Origin of the sequence: Pedobacter psychroterrae (assembly GCF_004331695.1) — a bacterium.
Lineage (GTDB): Bacteria > Bacteroidota > Bacteroidia > Sphingobacteriales > Sphingobacteriaceae > Pedobacter > Pedobacter psychroterrae.
Window position 1 is genome coordinate 90,040 of sequence record NZ_SJSL01000002.1, and the last position, 22,967, is coordinate 113,006.

Consider the following 22,967-nt stretch of genomic DNA (forward strand, 5'->3'; position numbering starts at 1 on the left):
TTCAGAAGCAGCCAGAAAACGGGAACAACGGAAAAGCCGATTTAAAATTGTAACTATTTGAATTCCTGGATATTTACAATTCTGTCGCCATTTATTGCTTTTAAGAAACTGGTGCCATTTTTCTCTTTTTGCCACATGTAGTTTTGTTGTATAAAAGTGAAAATATCGGCTGATTTTCTTGCATCAGGGGATAGTGCCTGGGTAAATGTCTGTCCGGTAATATAGTTTACCTGATAAAAGCTTGATTGCTCCAGGAATACCAGTGTTTGCTTGTCAGGAGATTTCATGAAGAACTCACCCTGAATTCTTTCTCCCTCATTTTGTCTTTTTAGCACATATACTTTCGCGTTGACATTGGTTATGAAAAAGTCATTGTTTACTACATATCCGTCTCGACCTACTTTAACCAATCCTTTGGTAAATTTAATATCTTCTTTGCCACTAGAGGGCTTATACAAGCTCACTATTTCCGGCTGCTCGTCTCTGTTCACAATCAGATAAAATGGTGCTACAAGCCCTGAACTGTCTGCAACCTGAACAAGCAAGGCAGTTCTTTGAGTGTTTACAAAGGTAGCAGATGAAAATTTATCAATTTTAGAAGCTGAGTCGGCCTTGCCAGCCTGTATATTTATAGTGGTATCTCTAAATTTAACAGAAAACAATTCCTGGGGTTTGCCACTGTCTTTTGAATCGGCATTTAGCTGAATAACTTTTATAGCTGTGTCTTTGCGTTCAGAATATATATTAAAACTCTCATTCTTTGTGATTTCTCTTGGTATGTAAGTTTTTGAATTCTCATTGTTTTTACAGCTAAAAAGAATTACAGACAGTAATGCAACGTAGATTGTTGTTTTCATATTTGGTTTTTAAAATCGAGACTAAGCTTTTTGTAAAGTTAAATTTTGTAAGTGAAATTCCAAGGCAACGGCTAAATATTCTGTTAATTATTTATTTTTAGTTTGCTTTATGCCTATTTACGAGAACGATAGTGAGCGGTAAGCATGAACAAAATATATTCTTTAAAAAATGAGTAGCAAAGAGATAACGTCTTAAAAAAAAAGGGATGCTTCATTTGCGAAGCATCCCTTTTCTAACCAAATATATAACTTGGATAAAGGGGTTTTTACTTTAAAGTGCCATAGTATTCTACGAATTTAGCTAGTGCATTAGAATAGCCCCATTCGTTATCATACCATGAAACTACTTTCACGAAATTGTCATTCAATGAAATACCTGCTTTTGCATCAAAAATTGAAGCGTGTGGATCGCCGATAAAATCAGAAGAAACAACTTCATCTTCAGTATATGCCAAAACGCCTTTCAACTCACCTTCAGAGGCAGCTTTCATGGCTTTTTTAACGTCTTCATAAGTTGCAGGTTTTTCCAAACGTACAGTAAGATCGACTACGGAAACGTCGGCTACAGGAACGCGGAAAGACATACCGGTTAATTTTCCTTTCAATTCAGGAAGAACCAAACCTACTGCTTTTGCAGCACCAGTTGATGAAGGAATGATGTTAGAGAAACCACCACGCCCACCTCTCCAGTCTTTAGCTGAAGGACCGTCAACAGTTTTTTGTGTTGCGGTTACCGCGTGTATAGTGCTCATTAAGCCTTCTACGATACCGAAATTATCATTCAATACTTTAGCGATAGGTGCCAAACAGTTCGTAGTACAAGATGCATTTGAAACGATCGTTTGATCAGCTGTCAATTTGTGATGATTTACACCCATTACATAAGTAGGAGTATCATCTTTTGCAGGAGCAGAGAAAACAACTCTTTTTGCACCGGCATCAATGTGTTTTTGTCCGTCTGCCTGGGTTAAGAACAGACCAGTAGATTCTATAACTGTTTCAACACCTACTTCATCCCATTTCAAATTTGCCGGATCTCTTTCTGCAGTAATGCGGATCGTTTTTCCGTTTACAACAAGATTACCATTTTCTACTGCTATTGTACCATCAAAGCGACCGTGTGTAGAATCGTATCTTAACATGTATGCCATGTAATCAGGCTCAACCAGGTCATTGATTGCAACAACGTCTAGTCCTCTTTTTAAAGCAGCTCTAAAAACCAGTCTGCCGATACGGCCAAAGCCGTTTATTCCAATTTTGCTCATTTTGTTAATTTGAATAGTAGTTTAAAAGATTGTATATGGGTTCTTTAGTAATTGATGTTATTTCCAGATTGTATTTTTTTGCTGTTTGGCGTAACTGATCCTGAAAGCTTCCAGCTACAAGGCCAACAAAATGTATTTCTTTGCCAGGATGTAATTTTGTAGTAGGTAACAAATAGATTTTAAAATATGTTTCAAAGGCCATGTCTATAAGTCCCAATACATATTTATGGTTCCTGTTTTCAAGAAAAAAATCGAAGAAGGAACTTAAAAAATGCTGAACCATTGGTTTTTTATACATTCTTTCAAGAATCTGAGGTCTGTCAAGATTATACTTTGTTTCGAATTCTTTATGTAGGTCCTTTGGCAACTTTTCCTGTATGAAACTTTTTATTAGAATTTTACCAAGATAAGTAGATGAACCTTCGTCTCCCAGTATAAAACCAAGTCCATAATTGTTCTTTTCCGGATTTTTTCCATCAAAATATGCACAGTTTGCACCACTGCCTAAAATCCCCACTATGCCACTGTTGTTGTAGCACGCTGAAATAGCCGCACCATACAGGTCGTCTCTGACAGTTATTTTGCTGTACTTAAAAAATAAGCCTAATGTTTCTGCCAGCTCATTTCTTCGTTCTGCAGAAGAGGCCCCTGCCGCAAAAACATATATTTTTTTTATGCTTTCTGCGTGGTTAATAAGTATGCTTTTTTTATTTAAATATTGCAGTACAGCTTTCTGATCGTTAAAACATGGATTTATTCCCGGCATAGTGCATTCGGCAATAGTCTTTCCATCTCTGGCTATTTTCCAGAAGGCTGTTCTCGATCCACTGTATACTACTGCAATCATTCTATATTGATAATACTTTAGTCATTTCTAATAAATCACTCTCCAGCTTAAAAGCATGTTTTGTAAGGGCTTCCTCGATGCTGGTAGTTTTGATTTCATTGCCACGCAGGCCAACCATTTGCATGGTGTTACCTTTTAACAGTTCATTTACCGCGGCAAACCCTAACCTGCTTGCCAGAATCCTGTCAAAACTGCTCGGACTGCCCCCTCGCTGAAGGTGGCCTAAGATAGTTACTTTTGTATCATAATGGTTAAACCTTTCCTTAACTTTTTTTGCGATATCATAAGCCCCACCATGTTTATGGCCCTCAGATACGATTACGATGCTGGAGGATTTTTTAGTAGAAGCTCCAGTTTCTAATTGGGCAATCAGTTCGTTCAGACTGGTTGCTTTTTCAGGCAACAAAACAGCTTCAGCTCCGCTTGCAATCGCACTTCTTAATGCTATACATCCCGAATCTCTTCCCATCACTTCGATAAAAAATAACCTGTCATGCGAATCAGCCGTATCCCTTATCTTATCAATAGCGTCAATAACTGTGTTGATGGCTGTGTCATATCCCAGCGTAAAATCCGATCCGTACAAGTCATTGTCTATTGTTCCGGGAACACCAATTACCTGAACTCCATATTTTTCGCCAAGCTTTTGAGCTCCAGTAAAAGTCCCATCCCCACCAATTACAACCAGTCCGTCGATCTCCCTTGATTTTAAGTTTCTGAAAGCGATTTCCATTCCTTCATCTGTTTTGAATTCAAGACAACGCGCTGTTTTTAATATGGTACCTCCAAGGTGAATGATGTTGCTTACGGACCTTGCATCCATGGGAATAATATTGTCATTTATCAATCCCTGATATCCTTGCAAAACCCCAAATACATTTACTCCATTGTATATCCCCGTTCTTACAACTGCCCTTATGCAGGCATTCATTCCGGGAGCATCGCCTCCTGATGTTAATACCGCTATATTTTTGATATTTGGTCTCATGATTTATTTATACGAATATAAGGTGTATTAATTACACTAAGTAATTTATTTTAATTTTCCTCGATAATTAGAAGGCAAGTATATTTATTTGCCTTAATAATTAAAAATTTAATATACTGAAGCAGCTATCTTGTTACGCTAAATCGCTTTAAAAGTATCTTTTTTACTGTTAACAAAAAATAGAAGTTTTTCCTTCGATTTTAGAAGAGTGTCTTTCTTCACTTTAGGTATTAATATTTATGGATTAGCGAGACAGGATATTGCGAAATTGGTATTCTTATATATCTTTATGAAAAATTTCATTTCTATTTGTACATATCCCCTGCGTTGATGGCAATGTGAAAAGAGAGAAGTTAGCGAACTTAACATTTAATATTTTGAAAGAAATCTTACCAAAGTTTAATTCCACTTTTTCGATTGATTGTGTGGTTTTCGGATTCGATGAAGGAGAGTTGAAGATTCTTTTAATCGAAAGGAACGAGGAGCCGTTTAGAGACTGGTGGGCATTACCAGGTAATATTGTTGGGGAAGGAGAAAGTTTAGATCAGTCCGCCTCCAGGATTTTACATGAACTTACCGGCTTAAGTAATATCTACATGGAACAATATTATACTTTTGGTGATGTAAACAGGCATCCACAGGGAAGGGTAGTGAGTATTGCATATTATGCACTTTTACGTCTGGGAGGAGATAAATTTGTAAAGCCGATTATACCTTATGCCAAGCAGGCTCATTGGATAAATGTGAAAGAACTTCCAAAGCTTGCCTTCGACCATCAACAGATTTTTGATAAAGGTCTGGAAAAGATCAAGAGAAGAATCAAACACCAGCCTATAGCATTTGAACTATTGCCAGAGAAATTTACCCTAACACAATTACAAAATGTGTATGAAATTATCCTGAATAAGAAATTGGATAAGCGGAATTTTAGAAAGAAAATGTTAAGCTTTGGCGTCCTGAGAGATTTGGATGAAAAGCAACAAGGAGTTTCTTTCAGGGCTGCAACTTTGTATAAATTTGACAAGCGGAAATATGCCAAATTGTTTGGAAAGGAGATATCTTTCTAAACAAGAGCCCCCAAAATAACTTTGGGGGCTCTTGTTTTATACTATGTTTTCTTTAATAAAGTCTGTTATATTATTTGTTTACAGACTGCAAATGGTACTCAACCAGATCGTCTATAGGAGAACGAATGATCTTACCGATTCCCATCTCATATTTATCTGCTACAACACTCAAAATATCCCTGAAGCTATACCCAACGGAACCAACACAGTTTAGCGTATAGTCCTTATAATTAGGATAATGAATTACAAGGTTCTCGAAAAACGCAGTAAATGCATAATCTATGGTCGAAAATGTATAGTCTTCATAATTATCTTTAAAATCATATAAAAACTTACTGAAGCTAGCGCAAAAGCGGTTTGGTAAAGGTTTGTTGTATATGTTGTCAAAAATATCTTCGTTGGTCAGTGCAAAGTTATCATAAAAGCTTTCTCTAAGCCCTTTTGGCATATATCCTTTCATGTAGTCAGACAGTATCCTTTTTCCAATGAAACAGCCGCTACCTTCATCACCCAGAAAATATCCTAATGAATCAATATTTAAAGTAATGTCTTTCCCATCGTATAAGCAACTATTTGTTCCTGTTCCCAATATAGCAGCAAAGCCGGGTTCATTACCAAGCAATGCTCTACAGGATGCCAATAAATCATGCCCTATGTTTACCTCAGCATTGACAAATACCTGTTTCATTGCATCAGCAACAATTTTACGCTTGGCATCTGTCGAGCAGCCTGCACCATAATAATGTACTTCTGTTAATTTTTCTTTTTCCAAATGATCAGGCAAGGTTTTGTTTAACGATTCAACAATATATGCTGTACTCGAAAAATATGGGTTGTAACCCTCTGTATTAAAAAGGATCTTTCTGCCTGCTTCGTTAATTAAACACCAATTGGTTTTGGTTGAGCCACCGTCTGCAATAACTATCATCTTAATTCGTTTTTTTCGGGATAAATGTAAATAATCGTAGCACTTTTGTATAGGTTTTTTTCATAAGTTTAATTTTAGTTTTTGGTTGATTTTAAATTTATAGCCTTTAAATGTATTATTAAGGCGTTTTTTTTAGTTTTGCTCATGCATTTTAGGTTACCATATTGTTAAAAAAACACTAAGCTAAAATACGCTTGTTATTTTAAAATCCAAATTTTAAAAAATTAAGGCGCTCAGGTAAGGGATAATAAATGCTATTATCAGAGTTTTTGATCAAATAAAAGCAATTTATAAGTCAGAAAAAATTAATCTTTGTATTAAGTAACAACCTATGACAATAAAAGTTGATTTTAGAAGCGATACGGTAACAAAACCAGGTCCTGGAATGCTGGATGCGATGTTTGGTGCAAAAGTAGGTGATGATGTTCTAGGAGAAGATCCAACGGTTCATCAGCTTGAAAATAAGCTCGCAGCAATGTTTAATATGGAGGCTGGATTGTTTTGTCCCTCAGGAACAATGACCAATCAGGTTGCAATCAAATGCCATACGCTACCAATGGATGAGGTAATCTGCGATCAAAGATCACATGTTTACCGTTATGAGGCAGGGGGGATCGCTTATCATTCTATGGCATCTGTGAGACTGCTGGATGGAGAAAGGGGAATCCTGACTCCGGAATTGATTGAACCTGAAATAAATGGAGAAGATATTCATTATCCAAATTCTACCCTTGTGGTACTGGAAAATACAGTCAACAGAGGTGGAGGTGCCTGTTATCACCTATCTCAAATAGAACACATTCATACTTTATGCAATATAAAAAACCTAAAGCTACATTTAGATGGTGCAAGAATATTTAATGCATTGATTGCCACCGGAGATCATGCAAAGGATTATGGTAAATATTTTGACAGCATTTCGGTATGCCTTTCCAAGGGACTTGGTGCCCCTGTGGGATCAGTTTTACTGGGCTCAAATGAGCTGATCAATAAGGCTGTAAAAGTTAGAAAAGCATTTGGCGGCGGAATGCGACAGGCTGGTTTTCTTGCCGCTGCAGGGATTTATGCCCTTGATAGCAATATAGACAGGCTAGCCGTTGATCATCAGCATGCGCTGGCACTGGCTGATGCTTTACATCAGGTAAGTTATGTAAGCTCAATATTGCCTGTAGTGACAAATATTGTTGTATTTGAAGTGGCAAAAGGCTTTAAAGCCAGTACAATAGTACATGATCTGTTGGCAAAAGGTATTGCCTGCAGCAGCACCGGGCCAAATACCATTAGAATGGTGACGCACTTAGATATTTCTTCTGAAATGATAGAGATGGCTATCCAAAACATAATACATTTGTATCCGTCAGCGAATAAATAAGTATAATGAATAAAATTCTGGTTGCCAACAGAGGCGAAATCGCTTTAAGAATAATGCGTTCTGCGCGTGAGATGGGAATAAAGACTGTTGCAGTTTATTCTGAGGCAGACAGAGAGTCGCTTCATGTGCGTTACGCAGATGAGGCAGTTTTTATTGGGCCCTCGCCCTCCAGTCAGTCATATTTGCTGGGAGATAAAATTATTGAAGCATGTAAAATAACCGCTGCAGAAGCTATACATCCCGGATATGGATTTTTATCGGAAAATGCAGCCTTCGCCAGATCGGTAAAAGCTTCAGGATTGATCTTAATTGGGCCAACCCCCAAGGCTATGGAAATCATGGGCAATAAATTATCAGCCAAAGCCGCAGCTTTAAAATATAATATCCCAATGGTTCCCGGTACCGAGGAGGCTATTACTGATGTTGCTGAAGCCAAAAGGCGGGCGATGGAGGTAGGATTTCCAATCTTAATAAAGGCAGCGGCAGGTGGGGGAGGTAAGGGGATGAGGATAGTAAATCAGGCTGCAGATTTTGAAGAGCAGATGCAGCTTGCTGTTAGCGAGGCTACCTCTGCCTTTGGTGATGGATCCGTTTTTATAGAACGGTATGTTTCTTCACCACGTCATATAGAAATACAGGTACTGGGTGATACGCATGGAAATATTGTGCATCTCTTTGAGCGAGAATGTTCGATACAGCGCCGGCATCAAAAAGTCATCGAGGAAGCGCCCTCAAGCATTCTGACCGACGAACTCCGGCAAAAGATGGGAGCTTGTGCCGTTGATGTCGCCCGTTCAGTAGACTATGTGGGAGCAGGTACTGTAGAGTTTATATTGGACGAAAACAGAGACTTCTTTTTCCTGGAAATGAATACCAGGCTTCAGGTAGAGCATCCGGTTACCGAAATGATCACTGGCCTGGATCTTGTAAAAGAACAGATCAAAATAGCCCGGGGTGAAAAGTTATCTTATCAGCAAAATGACCTGACAATAAATGGGCACGCATTAGAATTAAGGGTTTATGCAGAAGATCCGGACAACAATTTTTTGCCGGATATAGGGACATTGCAGACTTACAACATCCCAAAAGGAAATGGCGTACGCGTTGATGATGGCTTTGAAAAAGGCATGGAAATCCCTATTTACTATGACCCTATGATAGCCAAACTGATTACATACGGCAAAAATAGAGAAGAAGCAATGGACAGGATGGTAAGGGCTATTGATGAATATGACATTACTGGTATTAAAACAACACTAGGTTTTGGGAAGTTTGTAATTCAGCATGCAGCTTTCAGAAGCGGCAACTTTGATACACATTTTGTAGGAAAATACTTTAATTCGGATAGTTTAAAGGCTGATGTTGAGGAGGAAGCATTGATTGCAGCAATGATTGCCGCTATCAACTTTAAAAAGAGAGACAATTTGCGCATTACCCAGGAAAGTAAAAGTGCCATCAGTAATTGGAAAAGGAACAGAGCTAAATTTTAAATAACATGTTTACCGGAATAATAGAGACATTAGGAGAAGTTACAGCTAGAATAGCTGAAGATACAAACCTGCATTTTACAATAAAATCTAGCCTGAGCAATGAATTGAAGATAGACCAAAGTGTCTCACACAATGGCGTTTGTCTGACGGTAATTGCTTTATCTGAAAACGCACATACCGTGACCGCAATAGCCGAAACACTTCAAAAAACCAATCTGAAGTACTTAAAGACCGGCAGTCAGATAAATCTTGAACGATGTATGCAAATAAACGGCCGTTTGGATGGTCACATTGTACAGGGCCATGTAGACCAGACAGCCTTGTGTATAAAGCGTGCTGAACTGAATGGAAGTTGGGAATACCGGTTTAAATACGATGTAAGTCAGGGCAATGTGACGGTCGAAAAAGGCTCTGTATGCGTGAATGGCATTAGTCTAACCGTAGTGGGTTCCGAAACAGATGAATTTTCAGTCTTCATCATACCTTATACATTTGAGCACACCAATCTGCATGAAGTCAGGGAAGATGATTTAGTTAATATAGAATTTGACATTATCGGAAAATACGTAGCCAGGCTAGCCGGTAAATCCTTATCGCTTTAGTTCCTCAATCCTGGTATTGATGAATTTGATTAATTTGGGTTGCTTGTCTTTGTCTATGGTTTTTAAATACTGCTCATAATAATTGATTGCATTTTTTTTGTCGTTTAACTTTGTTTCGTACACCAAAGCAATGTTGTATAGCAAGCTTCCGTCATTCTCAAAATCGAGTCCTTTTTTATAAGACTTATTTGCTTCTTCATTTTTGTTTACGTTTTCAAAAGAATCCCCTAATAGTCCATAATAGCTCGCTGTTGAAGGCGAAACAGCTTCTTTTATTGTTTTTTGAAGATAGATGGCCGCATTGTTGTAATCTTTCACCCCTCGGTAGCTTCTTGCTATATTGAAATACAACGCTTCCCCTTCCCCTGATTTTTGCCTGACCATCAAAAATGACTTTAAGGCATTTTGATAATCCAGCGTGAGGTAATAGGATTTGCCCAGATTATTGAGTACAAAAGCAGAACTATCGCCATAATTCAATAGTTTCTGTCCTGTTTCTATCGCTTCATTGTATTTTTTGGTGGCAATACTGATCGGCATTTTCATTTTTAACAATTGCAGGTTGGCACTGTCTGCAGCAAGGGCGGGTGCCAGCACACTGTTTGCTTTGTCAAAGAAATTCATTTTAAAATAAAGCTCAGCAAGATCAAATGCCACATCAGCATCTGTAGTATTGAGCTCATTCGCTTTTCTTAAGTATTTGATCTTGTTTATGTCAAGCTCCTCTTTACTCAATGCAGCCAGTTGCTTATACACATTGAAATTAGTACTGTCTGCTTTCAAAATTTCCAGGTAATATTTTTTGGCAGCCTCATTATTGCCTCTTCTATTGTTAATTTCAGCCAGATTAAATAAGGTCGTTATCTGCGCAGAATCAAGCTCCAGGAGCTTTAGATAGTTTTTTTCAGCTTCAGGGAGCTTGCCTGCCATTTTGTAAACGTATGCCAGCTGTGAAAGTTCTTTGGGGTCATTAGTATCGGGCTGATAGGTGCTTTCCAGATATTGTGCTGCCTCAGCATAGCGCTGGGTCTGGTAAAGTTCTAATAACTTTTCGTTATCAAGTGTATTGGCCGACTGCCCAATAGCCTGGTTATAAAAACATATAATTAACAACAGGAAGCGTAGATTTCTCATATATACATTAAAGCTTAATAATGATGCCAGTTTAATAAAACAACTAAATTATTAGTTATTTATTAACGAAGCAAATAAAACCGCATTTATAACGAAGAATTGCGTAAACCAAATGCATGTAAAAGCTATTTAAAACATAATGGCAGGATAATTGGTTCATATATGTATATAAACAGAATGTTAATCTTAATAAAATAGATATGGATACGTTAAAGAAATTTGAATTAATGCAAAAAATTGTCAGAGAATTGGAGGATTTACAGCATTCACAGCAGGCTATTATCCAAAAAATTGGTAAAATTGAGGTTGATAATATTGAACTGGGGGATAAGAAATTAGAAAAGGACCTGCCTGACATGCATCAGCGTGTTGCTGATAATCTGGACACGATTGTAGGTATCATGGAATATTTTGCAGAGAAAACGCAAAATTTTGGAAATAAGAATAATGTTGAAGCCTTGAAAGAGCAACAGGCAATTGATCAGGTCACTGGACACTAGTTATGATATGGGTGCTGTAAAATAGCGCCCATATTTAATTTTATTCTATCGGAAGAAAAATAGAAAATATAGACCCTTCACCTTTTTTACTTTCAACAGTAATCTTACCATTATTTCTTTCAATAAAATCCCTGCATACCACTAATCCTAATCCCGTTCCTTTTTCATTCATAGTTCCCCGTGTGGACAAGTTCTCTCCGCTAAATAGTTTTTTCAGTACCTCACTTTCAATTCCGGTACCATTATCCAGTATGCAAAGCTTGATCATGTTGTCTTTAGTATGTACCGCATTAATTTCTATGGTACAGCCTTCATGACAGAACTTTATGGCATTACTCAAAAGATTTCTCACTACAATCTGAATCATCAATACATCTGCATACACCATTTCACCAGGAAAAACATCCTGGATAATTTTTACTTTTTTTGCATTCGCGGAAGGCTGGTGATAATCTATTTCGTTAACAATCAGCATCTTTAGATCAAATAGCTCCTTGTTGATACCATAACCCTTTAACTGGCTTCTGGACCAGTGCAATATGTTTTCAAGCAGGTCAGTTGTATACATTATATCTTTGCTCAAGGATGGTGATAGTGTTTTGAATTCCTCCAATGTGATCAGGTTATTGGAAATCATCTTTAAAATTTCTGAGAGGTTTACCAGCGGACCTCTTAAATCATGGGCGATGATAGAAAATATCCTGTCCTTAAGTTGATTAAGCTTTTGAAGCTCTTCTTTTTGAAGTGTAGACGTCAATGCTTCCTGTCTTAACTTTGTTAAGTCCAGCAGTTTTATAATAGTTGCATCACTGTTGATCTGATTTTCATTAAGATGCCTGATGTCCGCTTCCAGGTCAAAACGCCCAGCTTCGGTCTCCACTTTCAACTCCAATATTCCAGATTTCCCCTCCTTGAGGAAATGCATCAGTTCTGGCTGTCCTGGTAATAGATCTTGAATGCGAATACCGATTACCTTAGTGTGCTTTGACATAGAAAAATACCTCTTGAAGGAGAGGTTATAGTCTATGATCCTCTTTTTACTGTCCAATACCACAAATGCATCTTGCATTAGGTCTAATACTTTTTCTCTCGCAACCGGCAAAATATCAAAAAGCTGGAAGCGATAGATTCCAAGAGATATCATGAATATTGTTAAGATGAAGGCAAAGGGTGTAAGATCCAGATTGCCCAATGGTCTGAAACCCAGTAAATAAGTAATATTAACCACCCATGGAATCATGGCAGCAATAATAATGCTATAATTTTGGCGCTTGTAGATGGGGTCAGACTTACGGAATTTGACAATAAGCAGGTAGCTACCCAGCGCCAGCAGCAAGTAAAAGTACACGGTGAACAGCCTGTATGATATTCCCGGATTTAATGAAAGCATAGGAAAATCACCGCTTAAATCCATGAAATAGCTTTTATAATGCAGTTGATGATAATCGTTTGTCCACACCAACAGGGTAGTTGCAATGGGCACAAAAATCAGCATGCCCATGTTTAGTGGTTTTTTATACCATTTATCATTACCCGAAAATCTCAGGCAAAATAAAAACCAATTTAGTGGAAGTGTTGTTATACCGAGGTACTCGATTTTAATGAAAAACATTACCTGTTCAATGGAGCTACTGGCCAGTTCAAATCCATAAGCCAATGACCAGACTGCATTGGAGAGCATCATGATGCCAAAAAATCTTACTGCTTCTCCTTCTTTCCTATACAAATAATAAGATAGAAAAAGCGTAAGGGTGCCAAAAAATATTAAAATGAAAGCAAAAATATTAAATGTAAAGTCCATTTAAACTTAATTCTTAATTAACGCAGGCGGTAGAATTCTAAATAATTAACTGTGTTTTTATATTTATGATAAAAATACATAATTTAGTTTTAAAATTGAAAATATTCTTAATTTTACATGTAGTATTTATAAATTAATCATATACCTATGAAAAAAGCAATTATAACAGCGGCATTTGCAACATTGGCGTTTACTGGTTTTAGCCAGGTTCTGCCAAGTTTCCAGATTGGATTAAAAGCCGGGGCCAATCTTTCCAAATTAAGTACGGAAAATACTTTTAGCAGTGCGAACCGGTCTGGCTACTACGGTGGCGTATGGGCACGTATTGGTGCGGCAGGTATTCATCTGCAACCGGAAATTTATCTTAGCGGAAAAAATAGCACGCTTCAGGAAAATAGTTCCGGTGAGGAAAATAAAGTAAATTTTACTAGTATGGACATTCCTATTTTAGTTGGAACAAAGCTGGGAGCTGCCGGTATTGGTCTTCGGTTAAATACAGGGCCTGTTGTGTCTTTTCTTTTAAATGAAGATCAGTCATTAGGCCAGGCGACGGGAAGCGCCTTTTCAGGCAATTTTAAAGATCAGTCTTTTGCATGGCAGTTCGGTGCAGGTTTAGATTTAGGGAAATTGGGGATAGACCTAAGATACGAACAAGGACTTTCTAAAATAGGAGAAAATGGCTATGATGATACCAAACTTAATCTCTTTACACTAGGCCTGGCCTATAGATTATTCTAAGAAATGTAAGTTTTCAACATTCTGTTGATAAGAGGCAAAAATAAACCGTTTGCCTCTTTTTTTGGCTTTAAAATTGATATTCAAATTGCCTTACTTAATGTAAAACTATAATGAATATCAAAGAACTACTACTAAACGGACAAAGCTTTTCTGAATTGCTAAAACAGTTCTCTATTGCAGCAGAAGATGTCAAAATTCAGGACGAAGAGATTATTCTGGCTGATCAGAATTTAGAACATAAGGAAATTGTAAAAGAAAGCATCTGTATTGAAGGAAAAAATAAAGATGGAATCGTTAATTTCTTTGGAACACTGCATTATAACTTATTTAACAAGCTGGCCGTTTTTGAAATGCAGGGATTTGAGCAGGTATTAAGACCTGGAGTACTTTAGTTCTTAAGGATCTCCTTTATTTCATAGTTAAACGCCCCTTTTATCGGTCGTATGGGAGTATTTCGGGCATCACTAAGTACTTTTACATAACATGCTCCAAAATAGAAAATGAAGGATGAATAAAATACAAATAGCATGATCAGTACGATTGAGCCTGAAGCACCGTAAATATTTCCGATGCCGCTCAAAGGAAGCATGATTCTTAAGATATACTTACCAACCGTAAACAACACACCGGTCAGCAATCCGCCTCTGACCGCTGTGATCCAGGTAGGGCGGCCGTTCGTTAGAAATCTGAACAATACTGTGAACCAAATGGTTACTATCACAACAAATACTAGCTGGTTAAGGATTGATAAAAATATTTTTCCCAACGTGGGTGATGCATTGTTGAGATAAACCCCTATAAATGCTTGTATGCTGTCGGTCAGAAAGCCAATGATAAATAACATACCTGCAAGTAATATAATGACCATTGACCGTGCCCGTAATTTCATCTTAAACATAAAGCCTGTATGCCTTTTATTGGCTATAGACCAGATCTGGTCCATTGAATTCTTTATCACAGTGAATAATGTAGTCGCTACAAACAGGAAAAAAACAAAACTTAACAAGGTAGCATACCATTGGTGATCTATTCCTCTAATGTTCCTCAATGTTTGCCTGATCTGCGATGTACTTTCCTCATCCAGAATACTGGTGAGCCGTTCAAAAATTCTTGATACCAGAATTTTCCTGTCGATGAAAAAGCCAAAAAGCCTGATAAGGATCAATAAAATAGGTGGAAGCGCAAAATTTGTGAAAAATGCAGTAGCACCAGCCAGGCGCAAGGGATCATTTCTTTGAAATAGTTTAAATGCAGCTCTGAAGCGTGTTAAAAAAATTGAGATCCTGCTGATGATATTGATTTCCATTACTGGACTACTTGGATTTAAAACTCGAAAGTACCCAAATTTTTTAAATTGATCAGCGTGTGTAACAAATAAAAAGCGGGTATACATATATGCATACCCGCTCCGGTTTTTTAAATGAATAAGAGGCTATAAATTACCCCTTAACTCTTGCTCACGTTCTAATGACTCAAAAAGGGCTTTAAAGTTGCCTGCACCAAACGACTGGGCACCCTTTCGTTGAATGATTTCAAAGAACAATGTAGGGCGGTCTTCTACCGGCTTCGTGAAAATTTGCAGCAAGTACCCTTCCTCATCGCAATCTACCAGAATGCCCAATTCCTTCAGTTGTGCTATCTCTTCGTCTATTTCCCCAACCCTTTGGGGCATCATATTATAGTAGGCTTCCGGAGGTGCACTTAAAAACTCAACCCCTCGAGCTTTCAAGTCCTTCACCGTCGCTAAAATATCTTTAGTAGCTACAGCAATGTGCTGCACCCCCTCGCCTTCATAAAATTCCAGATATTCTTCAATCTGTGATTTCTTTTTACCTTCAGCAGGCTCATTTATCGGGAACTTTGAAAAACCGTTCCCATTGCTCATTACTTTACTCATGAGTGCTGAATATTCCGTATTAATCTGTTTATCATCAAAAGAAAGTATGTTTACAAAACCCATTACTTCTTCATACCATTTCACAGTCTCGTTCATCCTGTTCCAGCCCACATTCCCCACGCAATGATCTATGTATAACAAACCCGTTTCGCTTGGGTTATAGTCGCTCTTATAAGCCACATATCCAGGCATAAATAGGCCTGAATAGTTTTTACGTTCTATAAACATGTGTACCGTTTCTCCGTAAGTGTAGATTCCTGACATGCGTACTTCGCCATATTCATCAGTTTTGGTAACAGGCGAAAGGTAGGGCTTAGCACCCCGTTTGGTGGTTTCTTCAAATGCACTGTAAGCATCATCCACCCAGAGGGCCAGTATCTTTACACCATCACCATGCTTCTTAACGTGTTCTGTTATGGTGCCTTCGGATTTTAATCCCGTAGTCAATACCAGTCTGATCTTTCCCTGCTGCAATACATAGGAGGCGCGGTCCCGGACACCTGTTTCAGGCCCCGCATAGGCCAGCGACTGAAAACCGAAAGCAGTTTTATAATAATGCGCAGCCTGTTTGGCATTGCCCACATAAAATTCGATATAATCCGTTCCATTTATGGGAAGAAAATCCTGCGCATGGGCTATCTTTTCTGCAAATGTTTGTGTTGACATTTTAGTTTTTTTTATAAATAATAAGTTAGTTTAAAACTTTTTAGGCTACCCGCCACATCCTTACGCTATTACCTGATATTCCACCTTCGCTATTTCCACCTTATTTACTTAAAAATTCAGTGCTCAGAGACGACATGCAAATGTTTTGCCCTTCAGCAAAAGATTTGGCGAGGCGAAGCGCATCTGTATTTTTTACGATTGCCAGCTCTTATAATATCCCTCATCCTCAATCGCTACCGCATCTTCCGTGAGCATTAGCGGCCGGAATGGATCTATCATAACAGCCAGCTCCTCCGTACTTTCTTTACCAATTGATTGCTCTACCGTTCCCGGGTGAGGGCCATGTGGGATGCCTCCCGGATGCAGCGTAATCTGGCCTTTCACTACACTTTTCCTGCTCATAAAATCCCCATCTACATAATACAGCACCTCATCACTGTCCACATTGCTGTGGTTATACGGAGCAGGAATTGACAGCGGATGGTAATCATATTTGCGCGGTACAAACGAACAGATCACGAAGTTATGTCCCTCAAAAGTCTGGTGTACCGGTGGTGGCTGATGCAAGCGGCCCGTGATAGGCTCAAAATCATGAATAGAAAATGCCCATGGATAATGAAAGCCATCCCAGCCAATGAAATCAAAAGGATGTGTGCTATAAATATACGGATACATAATACCCTGCTTTTTGATCAATACCTTAAAATCCCCATGGGCGTCTATCGTTTCCAGATCTGAAGGGCGCTTAATATCCCGTTCACAATACGGTGAATGCTCTTCCAGTTGGCCAAATGAATTTCTGTAACGTTTAGGAGTACGAATCGGACTAAAACTTTCTACAATGAACAATCTGTTTTGCTCGTTGTCAAACTCCAGCTGATAGATAGTTCCCCTTGGTATTACCAGGTAGTCCCCATATGCAAAACGGATCTTGCCAAATCCTGTTTTTAAGGTCCCGGTACCTTCATGAATAAAAATTACCTCATCTGCCTGACTATTCTTATAAAAATAATCAGTCATCGATCTTTTTGGTGCGGCCAATGAAATATGCAGGTCATTGTTTACCAATACAGGTTTACGGCTTTGCAGGTAGTCGTCTTCGGGTTTGATGTTAAAGCCTATCAGACTGGTATGGCGCAAATGTTTGGCCCTTGCAATTTTAGGTTCTACAGAATAAGGCTCTCCCAGGGCTTTCACCATAGTGGGCGGATGACAGTGGTATACCAGTGAATATAAACTGGAGAAACCCTCAGTCGATACCAGTTCTTCTGCATATAGCTTTCCATCGGGTTTACGAAATACTGTGTGCCGCTTAGCAGGAATAATTCCCAGGGTATGATAAATAGGCATAACTTAATTAAGTTGAATGGAATAATAATAACGTTGAAACGTGAAAAACGTTTTAAATTGAATTGCCGGAAAAGAAAATGCTATAAGGAATACTGGGCAAAGATGAGTTTGGAAAGCATCGCATATCTAAACGAAGACAGGGCTTGTCTCGCTATTTGATCCTGATATATAAATTTGCTTTGTGTCATTTTTGTTTACGCCAGCTAAATTAAGTATTTATGATACCAAACAACAAACTTTCAGTAATAAATATCTTCATAAAATATTTTATAACCATGTTTGCTGTATTTTTATATAGCTTTGAATAACTACTTAAAAATGACTGATCTTTATGAAACTGGTATCTTATAAAACAGAAGACAGAGAACACCTGGGTGTTTTTGTAAACGGACATATTTATAACCTAAACTCCTGCGACAAGCAGCTTCCCGACGGAATGAAAGCATTCTTAGAAGGCGGAGAGGTACTGATAGAACGGGCCAAAAAGATTGATGCACAGATCAAAGCAAAAGAGATCCAACCAAAACAGGAGGCTTTTTTCGAACTGCTTGCACCCGTGCCGCATCCAAGTTCCTGCAGAGATGGGTATGCATTCCGTCAGCATGTAGCGGCTGCCCGCAGAAATCGTAAGGCCGATATGATTGCCGAGTTTGATCAGTATCCGATCTTTTACTTTACCAACCACAATGCCATTCAGGGGCCTGGTGAGATCGCATGTATGCCTGATCATTTCCAAAAGCTTGATTTTGAGCTGGAAGTAGCCATCGTGATCGGAAAAAAAGGAAGGAACATTACCGCTGCAGAGGCTGATGACTACATCGCCGGTTATATGATCATGAATGATATGAGTGCCAGAACGCTTCAATTGGAGGAGATGCTGTTAAACCTTGGCCCAGCAAAGGGAAAAGATTTCTCAACCGTAATTGGCCCATGGCTGGTTACCCCTGATGAACTTGAGCAGTATAAGACACCTGCCAAAGCCGGACATACAGGTAATTCCTATAATTTAAAAATGAGCTGTACCGTGAATGGGGTAGTGGTATCGGCAGGCAATATGGCCGATATGGACTGGACTTTTGCCGAGATCATTGAGCGTTGTGCTTATGGCGCAGATATCCTGCCCGGCGATGTAATCGGATCTGGTACAGTAGGTACAGGATGTTTCCTCGAACTGAATGGTACCGGATTGCTTAATAATCCTGATTTTAAACCGCAATGGCTGCAGGACGGCGATGTGGTAGAAATGGAAATCACCGGACTCGGCCACCTGAGCAATACCATCAAATCTGTTGACACGGATTTTTCAATTCTGGCATTAAAGAAGAAATAACACGGTCGTCATCCTGAATTTATTTCAGCATGACGAGTGCAACATCACGAGTACATTAGAATAACAGATAATTTCCATAAAAACAATGCTTACCATTAACACTTCAGACCTCAGCCCGGTACAGTTACAAAACTATTTGCAGTATGCAATTGCACCGCGGCCCATCTGTTTTGCCACTACCATAGATCAGGCTGGTAATATCAACCTGAGCCCGTTCAGCTTCTTCAACATGTTCAGTACCAATCCCCCAATCTGCATATTTTCACCGGCCAGGAGGGTGCGCGACAATACCACCAAACACACACTGGAAAACATACTGGAAGTAAAAGAGTGTGTCATCAATATCGTAAATTACCCAATGGTCCAGCAGACCAGCCTCGCCAGTACGGAGTATGCCAAAGGCATCAATGAATTTGAAAAGGCGGGCTTCACCATGCTACCTTCCCAACTGGTCAGGCCACCCAGGGTAGCAGAAGCGCCTGTACAAATGGAATGCATCGTTACAGAAGTAGTCCATCTCGGAGAAAATCCAGGTGCCGGAAACCTGGTCCTTGCAGAGATAAAACTCATCCATATCAAAGAAGAAATACTGGATCAGGAAGGAAAAATCGATCAGGCCAAAATTGATCTTGTAGCCCGCCTTGGCGGAGACTGGTACTGCAGGGTCACACCCGAAAACCTGTTTAAAGTTGCCAAACCGCTTTCCACACTTGGAATAGGGGTAGACTCACTCCCTTCAGGAGTAAGAAATTCTACCGTGCTGACAGGAAATGATCTTGGCAGATTAGGCAATGTGGAGCAGTTCCCTACTGATGAAGAAATAGATGATTTTAGGAATACCTCGGGCGTAAAAGATATCTTTGATGCCACCATCGGTGATGCAAACAACCGCGAACGAGAACTGCATGAGTTGGGCAAACAATTACTGGCTCAGGAAAAAGTGATGGATGCTTTAAAGGCGGTATTGTTATAAAATGCTGATTACTTTCATAAAACGCTTCTTGTAAAACCCTTCCTCAAGACTGGATATGGTCACACCTTTGGCATTTCCGGATGACGAATGTATGAACTTCACTTCATCTCCGTCTATTGAATAGATGATGCCAACATGACCAGGAGTGCGGCTCCTGCTATTGGTGCCTGTAAAGACGATTACATCTCCAATTTTGGCATCTGATAATTGCCTGGGTTCCCCGCTTGCTGCAAAGTCTCTGGAAGATCTTGGAACTTTAAAACCAAAGTTATTAAATACATAGTTTACAAAACCCGAGCAATCAAAACCTTTCTTTGGGCTCCTAGATGCCACTCTATACCTGACGCCAAGCATCGATTTAGCAAATTCAAGCAAACGGTCAGCCGAGGTAAACGCTTTCTCCTGCTGCTGTTCTAGCGGCAGCTGTTTGGTCAGTGTCTGTACCATCTGCTGATATTGCACCGGTATAGTCGACTGCGGCCTTACTAAAAGTGCATTAGAAAATAGTATGCTGAAAAGAATAATGACTTTCTTCATATCGATTTGGTTAAAGGTATTTAAAAAAATCATTTAACCACCGAAATGTTGATAACTTGTTGTCTATGGCGTTGTTACTGCAACTGGAAGGGTTTTTCCATTGAAAAACCGATGTCCTGTTCTGGCAAAGTCAGCCACATACTTGCCCATTTCAAAAGCCATCACCGGCGATTCGTAACCTGGAAACGCCTGTTCCAGCATTTCCGTTTGCGCAGAACCCAAAGCCAGGCAATTGACCTTAATCCCTGTTTCTGACAGTTCGAATGCAAGGCATTCTGTCAATGTATGCAGGGCAGATTTTGAAGCAGAATAAGCCGAAAGGCCTGGAAATTTAACACTCCCCTGAAATCCGCCCATACTGCCAATGTTTACTATATGTCCGCCGCCTGCCATCAAAGGAACTATGTTTTGGATCATGTTAAAATGTCCGAGTAGATTGCTTTCAAACATCTGGTACAGATCTTCCGCAACGGTTTCCATAAATGGCTTATTTACCAAAGCACCGGCATTGTTGACCAGTATATCTACCGTACCCAACCGTTCTATCAGAAAGGGGACCAGTACTGCATAGTCGTCCCTTACGATGTCAAATTCTACAGGCAATAGGGTACAGTCAGGGTTGATACCTTTTGCTATTTCCAGCAGTTTACGCAGCTTATCTGCCGATCTCGCTATGCACACGACTTTATTATCATTGCTCAATGCAAATTCCAAAGCGGCTTCAAAGCCAATTCCGCTACTTGCACCTGTTAATATTATATTCATTAGTCTTTTTCTGTTATGAGTTGCGCAACAGGGCTTTGAATCACATGAAGCCCGTCATTGATCAGTTTGTTATGATCGGGTTCGTTTGCTGACTTAAGCTCCAAATAAATCCGGACTTCTTTCTCCAGCTCCGGATATAGCTGCCTGTGGTGTAAAATTTCCAATATTTCCAAAGCCGAAAGCCAGTCATACCTGTGTTCAGCCCTTAATTCCCCAAACAAGCCGGGCAGTAGCGCATCCGATTTCTCACCGGCTCTTATGGCACGCACCTGCCTGTAAATTTGATGAAGCTGCTGTGTTTTTCCGTCGTATACAATTTTATGCGTAGGCTGTGTGCTCATAGGAGTGATTTCCTCGTACGCATCTTTATCTGCCGCACCATTATATACAGAAACGATCCTTTCGCCCACGGCCATATCATATACCCCCCAGTCCGGCTGGAACAGCACATTGCCATTACTTTCTTTTACCGTACAATCTTCAAAAGTGATCATATATGTTCTTTTATTTTCATCCTGATGGATCGACCCGATAAATCCCTTTATCGTAATGCCGCTTTCAAACTCTAAAAATACAACTTTCTGAAGTTCAATTCCGCATTTTGCCAGTTCATCAGGTGTCAGGTTTTCAATTGGAGTAGACACCCCTTTCAATTTACCTACCGGCGACGAAAATCCATCCTTGTGATGATGTTTTCCATGATTTTTCAGCTGTTTGCCGTTCAGCGCCAATGCCGATGGCCCAGAAGTCTTTATAAAGGTCAGCGCATCGTCCCGGTCCATTCCCAGGTCGGTGAATACCCCGGTTACCTGCAATCCCGAACTATATACTGCCGTAGCCGGATTCTTACACTCAATGGCTTTAAGGATACTCTCCGATCCGCCCCGTCTGAAAGCCATCGTATCAGCAAAGGCTTCCAGGACATCTATTAAGTTTTGAAAGGTCGCTGTCACAAACAGGTGAGGCTGAGTCTTGGTGATGTCATAAGTATAGTTGATCGTATCCAGATTGTACCACAGTTTTTTGACATCTTCTTTCATGCAGGAAGCGCTTTCACCGATAGACGAGAGCAGGCCTGCACCATATATTTTTGGATCTTCTAATGTCCCTATCAATCCGTATTCCACTGTCCACCAGTGCAGACGCCCTAATAAAGCCATTTCAGAAGGCTCACCCATATCCTCCGCTATTCGTTTCAAATGCTGCTCAGCTTTGCTTATTTCCTGTTCATTTGTATCAACCGACTCCTTCAATATCGAAAGGCTGCGAATGGCCTCGTACAGTTCAAAATCTTTTGAAGAGAACATAGCTTTGGCACCTATCGATCCAAAATAACTCAGATATTTATTGTAGTCCGTGTCTGCAATGATAGGCGCATGACCGGCAGATTCATGTATGATATCAGGAGCAGGCGTGTACTCAATATGGTTAATCTGCCGGATATCTGCCGCGATAACCAGTACCTGATACGCCTGGTATTCCATAAAGGCCGCAGGGGGAATAAAACCATCTACGGTAACCGCACCCCAGCCAATTTTGCCGAGATTATCGTTCATCGTTTGCAGATCTGGGATATACTCTATACTTAGTCCGGCACGCTGCAGCCCTTTGATGTATGGATAATAGGCCACATGCTTTAAATAACTATAATTCTGACGCATCACATACCGCCAGACTGCCTGGTCTACCGGCGTATATTTTTCATAATGCTGCTCCACAATAAATTGCCTTAAATGCTTGGGCAGCTTCGCTACTTGCGGATTATTAAAATCATTAAAATCACTCATTACGAAAATAGTTAGTTACTGCCTAAGATAATGCTATATGCTCCGGATAACAAATTAAAATCCCATTATGACC

General features: G+C 39.5%; 22 protein-coding genes. 9 read left to right on the plus strand and 13 right to left on the minus strand.

Annotated elements, in window-relative coordinates:
- Positions 1 to 53: 53 nt before the first annotated feature.
- The 4 genes from EZ437_RS08710 to pfkA all read right to left on the minus strand — a co-directional run bounded on the left by EZ437_RS08710 (position 54) and on the right by pfkA (position 3,957).
- A complete protein-coding gene (locus EZ437_RS08710; protein WP_131595364.1) occupies positions 54 to 857 on the minus strand; it encodes a hypothetical protein in 804 nt (267 codons plus the stop codon).
- Positions 858 to 1,123: 266 nt separating this feature from the next.
- Positions 1,124 to 2,122, minus strand: coding sequence for a type I glyceraldehyde-3-phosphate dehydrogenase (gap, locus tag EZ437_RS08715; protein WP_131595366.1), 999 nt, complete (start codon positions 2,120 to 2,122; stop codon positions 1,124 to 1,126).
- A gap of 4 nt (positions 2,123 to 2,126) precedes the next feature.
- Entirely contained in the window at positions 2,127 to 2,969 is an 843-nt protein-coding gene (locus EZ437_RS08720; protein WP_131595368.1) for a hypothetical protein, read from the minus strand.
- A gap of 1 nt (position 2,970) precedes the next feature.
- A complete protein-coding gene (gene pfkA, locus EZ437_RS08725; protein WP_131595370.1) occupies positions 2,971 to 3,957 on the minus strand; it encodes a 6-phosphofructokinase in 987 nt (328 codons plus the stop codon).
- A 377-nt stretch (positions 3,958 to 4,334) separates the two neighbouring features.
- Here pfkA and EZ437_RS08730 point away from each other — a divergent pair, with 377 nt between their 5' ends.
- Entirely contained in the window at positions 4,335 to 5,024 is a 690-nt protein-coding gene (locus tag EZ437_RS08730; protein ID WP_131595372.1) for an NUDIX hydrolase, read from the plus strand.
- Positions 5,025 to 5,094: 70 nt separating this feature from the next.
- On the opposite strand, the gene EZ437_RS08735 is transcribed toward EZ437_RS08730, so the two are convergent.
- Complete coding sequence (locus EZ437_RS08735) at positions 5,095 to 5,952, minus strand: N-acetylglucosamine kinase (RefSeq protein ID WP_131595374.1); 858 nt, start codon at positions 5,950 to 5,952, stop codon at positions 5,095 to 5,097.
- A 331-nt stretch (positions 5,953 to 6,283) separates the two neighbouring features.
- Between EZ437_RS08735 and EZ437_RS08740 the strand changes: the two genes are divergently transcribed.
- Genes EZ437_RS08740 through EZ437_RS08750 form a run of 3 tightly spaced genes read left to right on the plus strand, consistent with a single transcriptional unit; the run spans position 6,284 to position 9,416 of the window.
- A complete protein-coding gene (locus tag EZ437_RS08740) occupies positions 6,284 to 7,324 on the plus strand; it encodes a threonine aldolase family protein (RefSeq protein WP_131595376.1) in 1,041 nt (346 codons plus the stop codon).
- A 5-nt stretch (positions 7,325 to 7,329) separates the two neighbouring features.
- Positions 7,330 to 8,814: an acetyl-CoA carboxylase biotin carboxylase subunit gene (gene accC / locus EZ437_RS08745; protein WP_131595378.1), complete on the plus strand. Its 1,485-nt coding sequence runs from the start codon at positions 7,330 to 7,332 to the stop codon at positions 8,812 to 8,814.
- A 5-nt stretch (positions 8,815 to 8,819) separates the two neighbouring features.
- Complete coding sequence (locus tag EZ437_RS08750) at positions 8,820 to 9,416, plus strand: riboflavin synthase (protein WP_131595380.1); 597 nt, start codon at positions 8,820 to 8,822, stop codon at positions 9,414 to 9,416.
- Here EZ437_RS08750 and EZ437_RS08755 read toward each other — a convergent pair.
- Complete coding sequence (locus EZ437_RS08755) at positions 9,405 to 10,550, minus strand: tetratricopeptide repeat protein (RefSeq protein ID WP_131595383.1); 1,146 nt, start codon at positions 10,548 to 10,550, stop codon at positions 9,405 to 9,407. The two genes, EZ437_RS08750 and EZ437_RS08755, sit on opposite strands and share 12 nt — an antisense overlap.
- Before the next feature lie 200 nt (positions 10,551 to 10,750).
- Here EZ437_RS08755 and EZ437_RS08760 point away from each other — a divergent pair, with 200 nt between their 5' ends.
- On the plus strand, positions 10,751 to 11,050 hold the full coding sequence (locus tag EZ437_RS08760; protein WP_131595385.1) for a hypothetical protein: 300 nt from the start codon (positions 10,751 to 10,753) through the stop codon (positions 11,048 to 11,050).
- A 40-nt stretch (positions 11,051 to 11,090) separates the two neighbouring features.
- On the opposite strand, the gene EZ437_RS08765 is transcribed toward EZ437_RS08760, so the two are convergent.
- The gene (locus EZ437_RS08765) at positions 11,091 to 12,851 is read right to left on the minus strand and encodes a sensor histidine kinase (protein WP_131595387.1); all 1,761 of its coding nucleotides are present in this window, start codon (positions 12,849 to 12,851) and stop codon (positions 11,091 to 11,093) included.
- A 147-nt stretch (positions 12,852 to 12,998) separates the two neighbouring features.
- On the opposite strand from EZ437_RS08765, the gene EZ437_RS08770 reads away from it, so the two are divergent.
- Both EZ437_RS08770 and EZ437_RS08775 read left to right on the plus strand, forming a co-directional pair.
- On the plus strand, positions 12,999 to 13,589 hold the full coding sequence (locus EZ437_RS08770) for a porin family protein (protein WP_131595389.1): 591 nt from the start codon (positions 12,999 to 13,001) through the stop codon (positions 13,587 to 13,589).
- Positions 13,590 to 13,699: 110 nt separating this feature from the next.
- Complete coding sequence (locus tag EZ437_RS08775; protein WP_131595391.1) at positions 13,700 to 13,981, plus strand: hypothetical protein; 282 nt, start codon at positions 13,700 to 13,702, stop codon at positions 13,979 to 13,981.
- Here EZ437_RS08775 and EZ437_RS08780 read toward each other — a convergent pair.
- The 3 genes from EZ437_RS08780 to EZ437_RS08790 all read right to left on the minus strand — a co-directional run bounded on the left by EZ437_RS08780 (position 13,978) and on the right by EZ437_RS08790 (position 17,502).
- Entirely contained in the window at positions 13,978 to 14,895 is a 918-nt protein-coding gene (locus EZ437_RS08780) for a YihY/virulence factor BrkB family protein (RefSeq protein ID WP_131595393.1), read from the minus strand. The two genes, EZ437_RS08775 and EZ437_RS08780, sit on opposite strands and share 4 nt — an antisense overlap.
- Positions 14,896 to 15,021: 126 nt before the next feature.
- The gene (hppD, locus tag EZ437_RS08785; protein ID WP_131595395.1) at positions 15,022 to 16,152 is read right to left on the minus strand and encodes a 4-hydroxyphenylpyruvate dioxygenase; all 1,131 of its coding nucleotides are present in this window, start codon (positions 16,150 to 16,152) and stop codon (positions 15,022 to 15,024) included.
- Between the two features lie 192 nt (positions 16,153 to 16,344).
- The gene (locus EZ437_RS08790; protein ID WP_131595397.1) at positions 16,345 to 17,502 is read right to left on the minus strand and encodes a homogentisate 1,2-dioxygenase; all 1,158 of its coding nucleotides are present in this window, start codon (positions 17,500 to 17,502) and stop codon (positions 16,345 to 16,347) included.
- A gap of 331 nt (positions 17,503 to 17,833) precedes the next feature.
- On the opposite strand from EZ437_RS08790, the gene EZ437_RS08795 reads away from it, so the two are divergent.
- Positions 17,834 to 18,832 carry a fumarylacetoacetate hydrolase family protein gene (locus EZ437_RS08795; protein WP_131595399.1) on the plus strand — a complete coding sequence of 333 codons (999 nt, stop codon included), beginning with the start codon at positions 17,834 to 17,836 and terminating at the stop codon, positions 18,830 to 18,832.
- Between the two features lie 85 nt (positions 18,833 to 18,917).
- Entirely contained in the window at positions 18,918 to 19,805 is an 888-nt protein-coding gene (locus EZ437_RS08800) for a flavin reductase family protein (protein WP_131595401.1), read from the plus strand.
- On the opposite strand, the gene EZ437_RS08805 is transcribed toward EZ437_RS08800, so the two are convergent.
- From EZ437_RS08805 to EZ437_RS08815, 3 genes are all read right to left on the minus strand, one after another.
- Positions 19,800 to 20,342 (minus strand): C40 family peptidase, encoded by a 543-nt coding sequence (locus EZ437_RS08805; protein ID WP_131595403.1) that lies wholly within the window; start codon positions 20,340 to 20,342, stop codon positions 19,800 to 19,802. The genes EZ437_RS08800 and EZ437_RS08805 overlap by 6 nt on opposite strands.
- Positions 20,343 to 20,405: 63 nt before the next feature.
- Positions 20,406 to 21,107, minus strand: a complete 702-nt coding sequence (locus EZ437_RS08810) for an SDR family oxidoreductase (RefSeq protein WP_131595405.1) — start codon at positions 21,105 to 21,107, stop codon at positions 20,406 to 20,408.
- On the minus strand, positions 21,107 to 22,894 hold the full coding sequence (locus tag EZ437_RS08815; RefSeq protein ID WP_131595407.1) for an aromatic amino acid hydroxylase: 1,788 nt from the start codon (positions 22,892 to 22,894) through the stop codon (positions 21,107 to 21,109). Before EZ437_RS08815 ends, EZ437_RS08810 begins: the two co-directional genes overlap by 1 nt.
- Positions 22,895 to 22,967 lie beyond the last annotated feature (73 nt).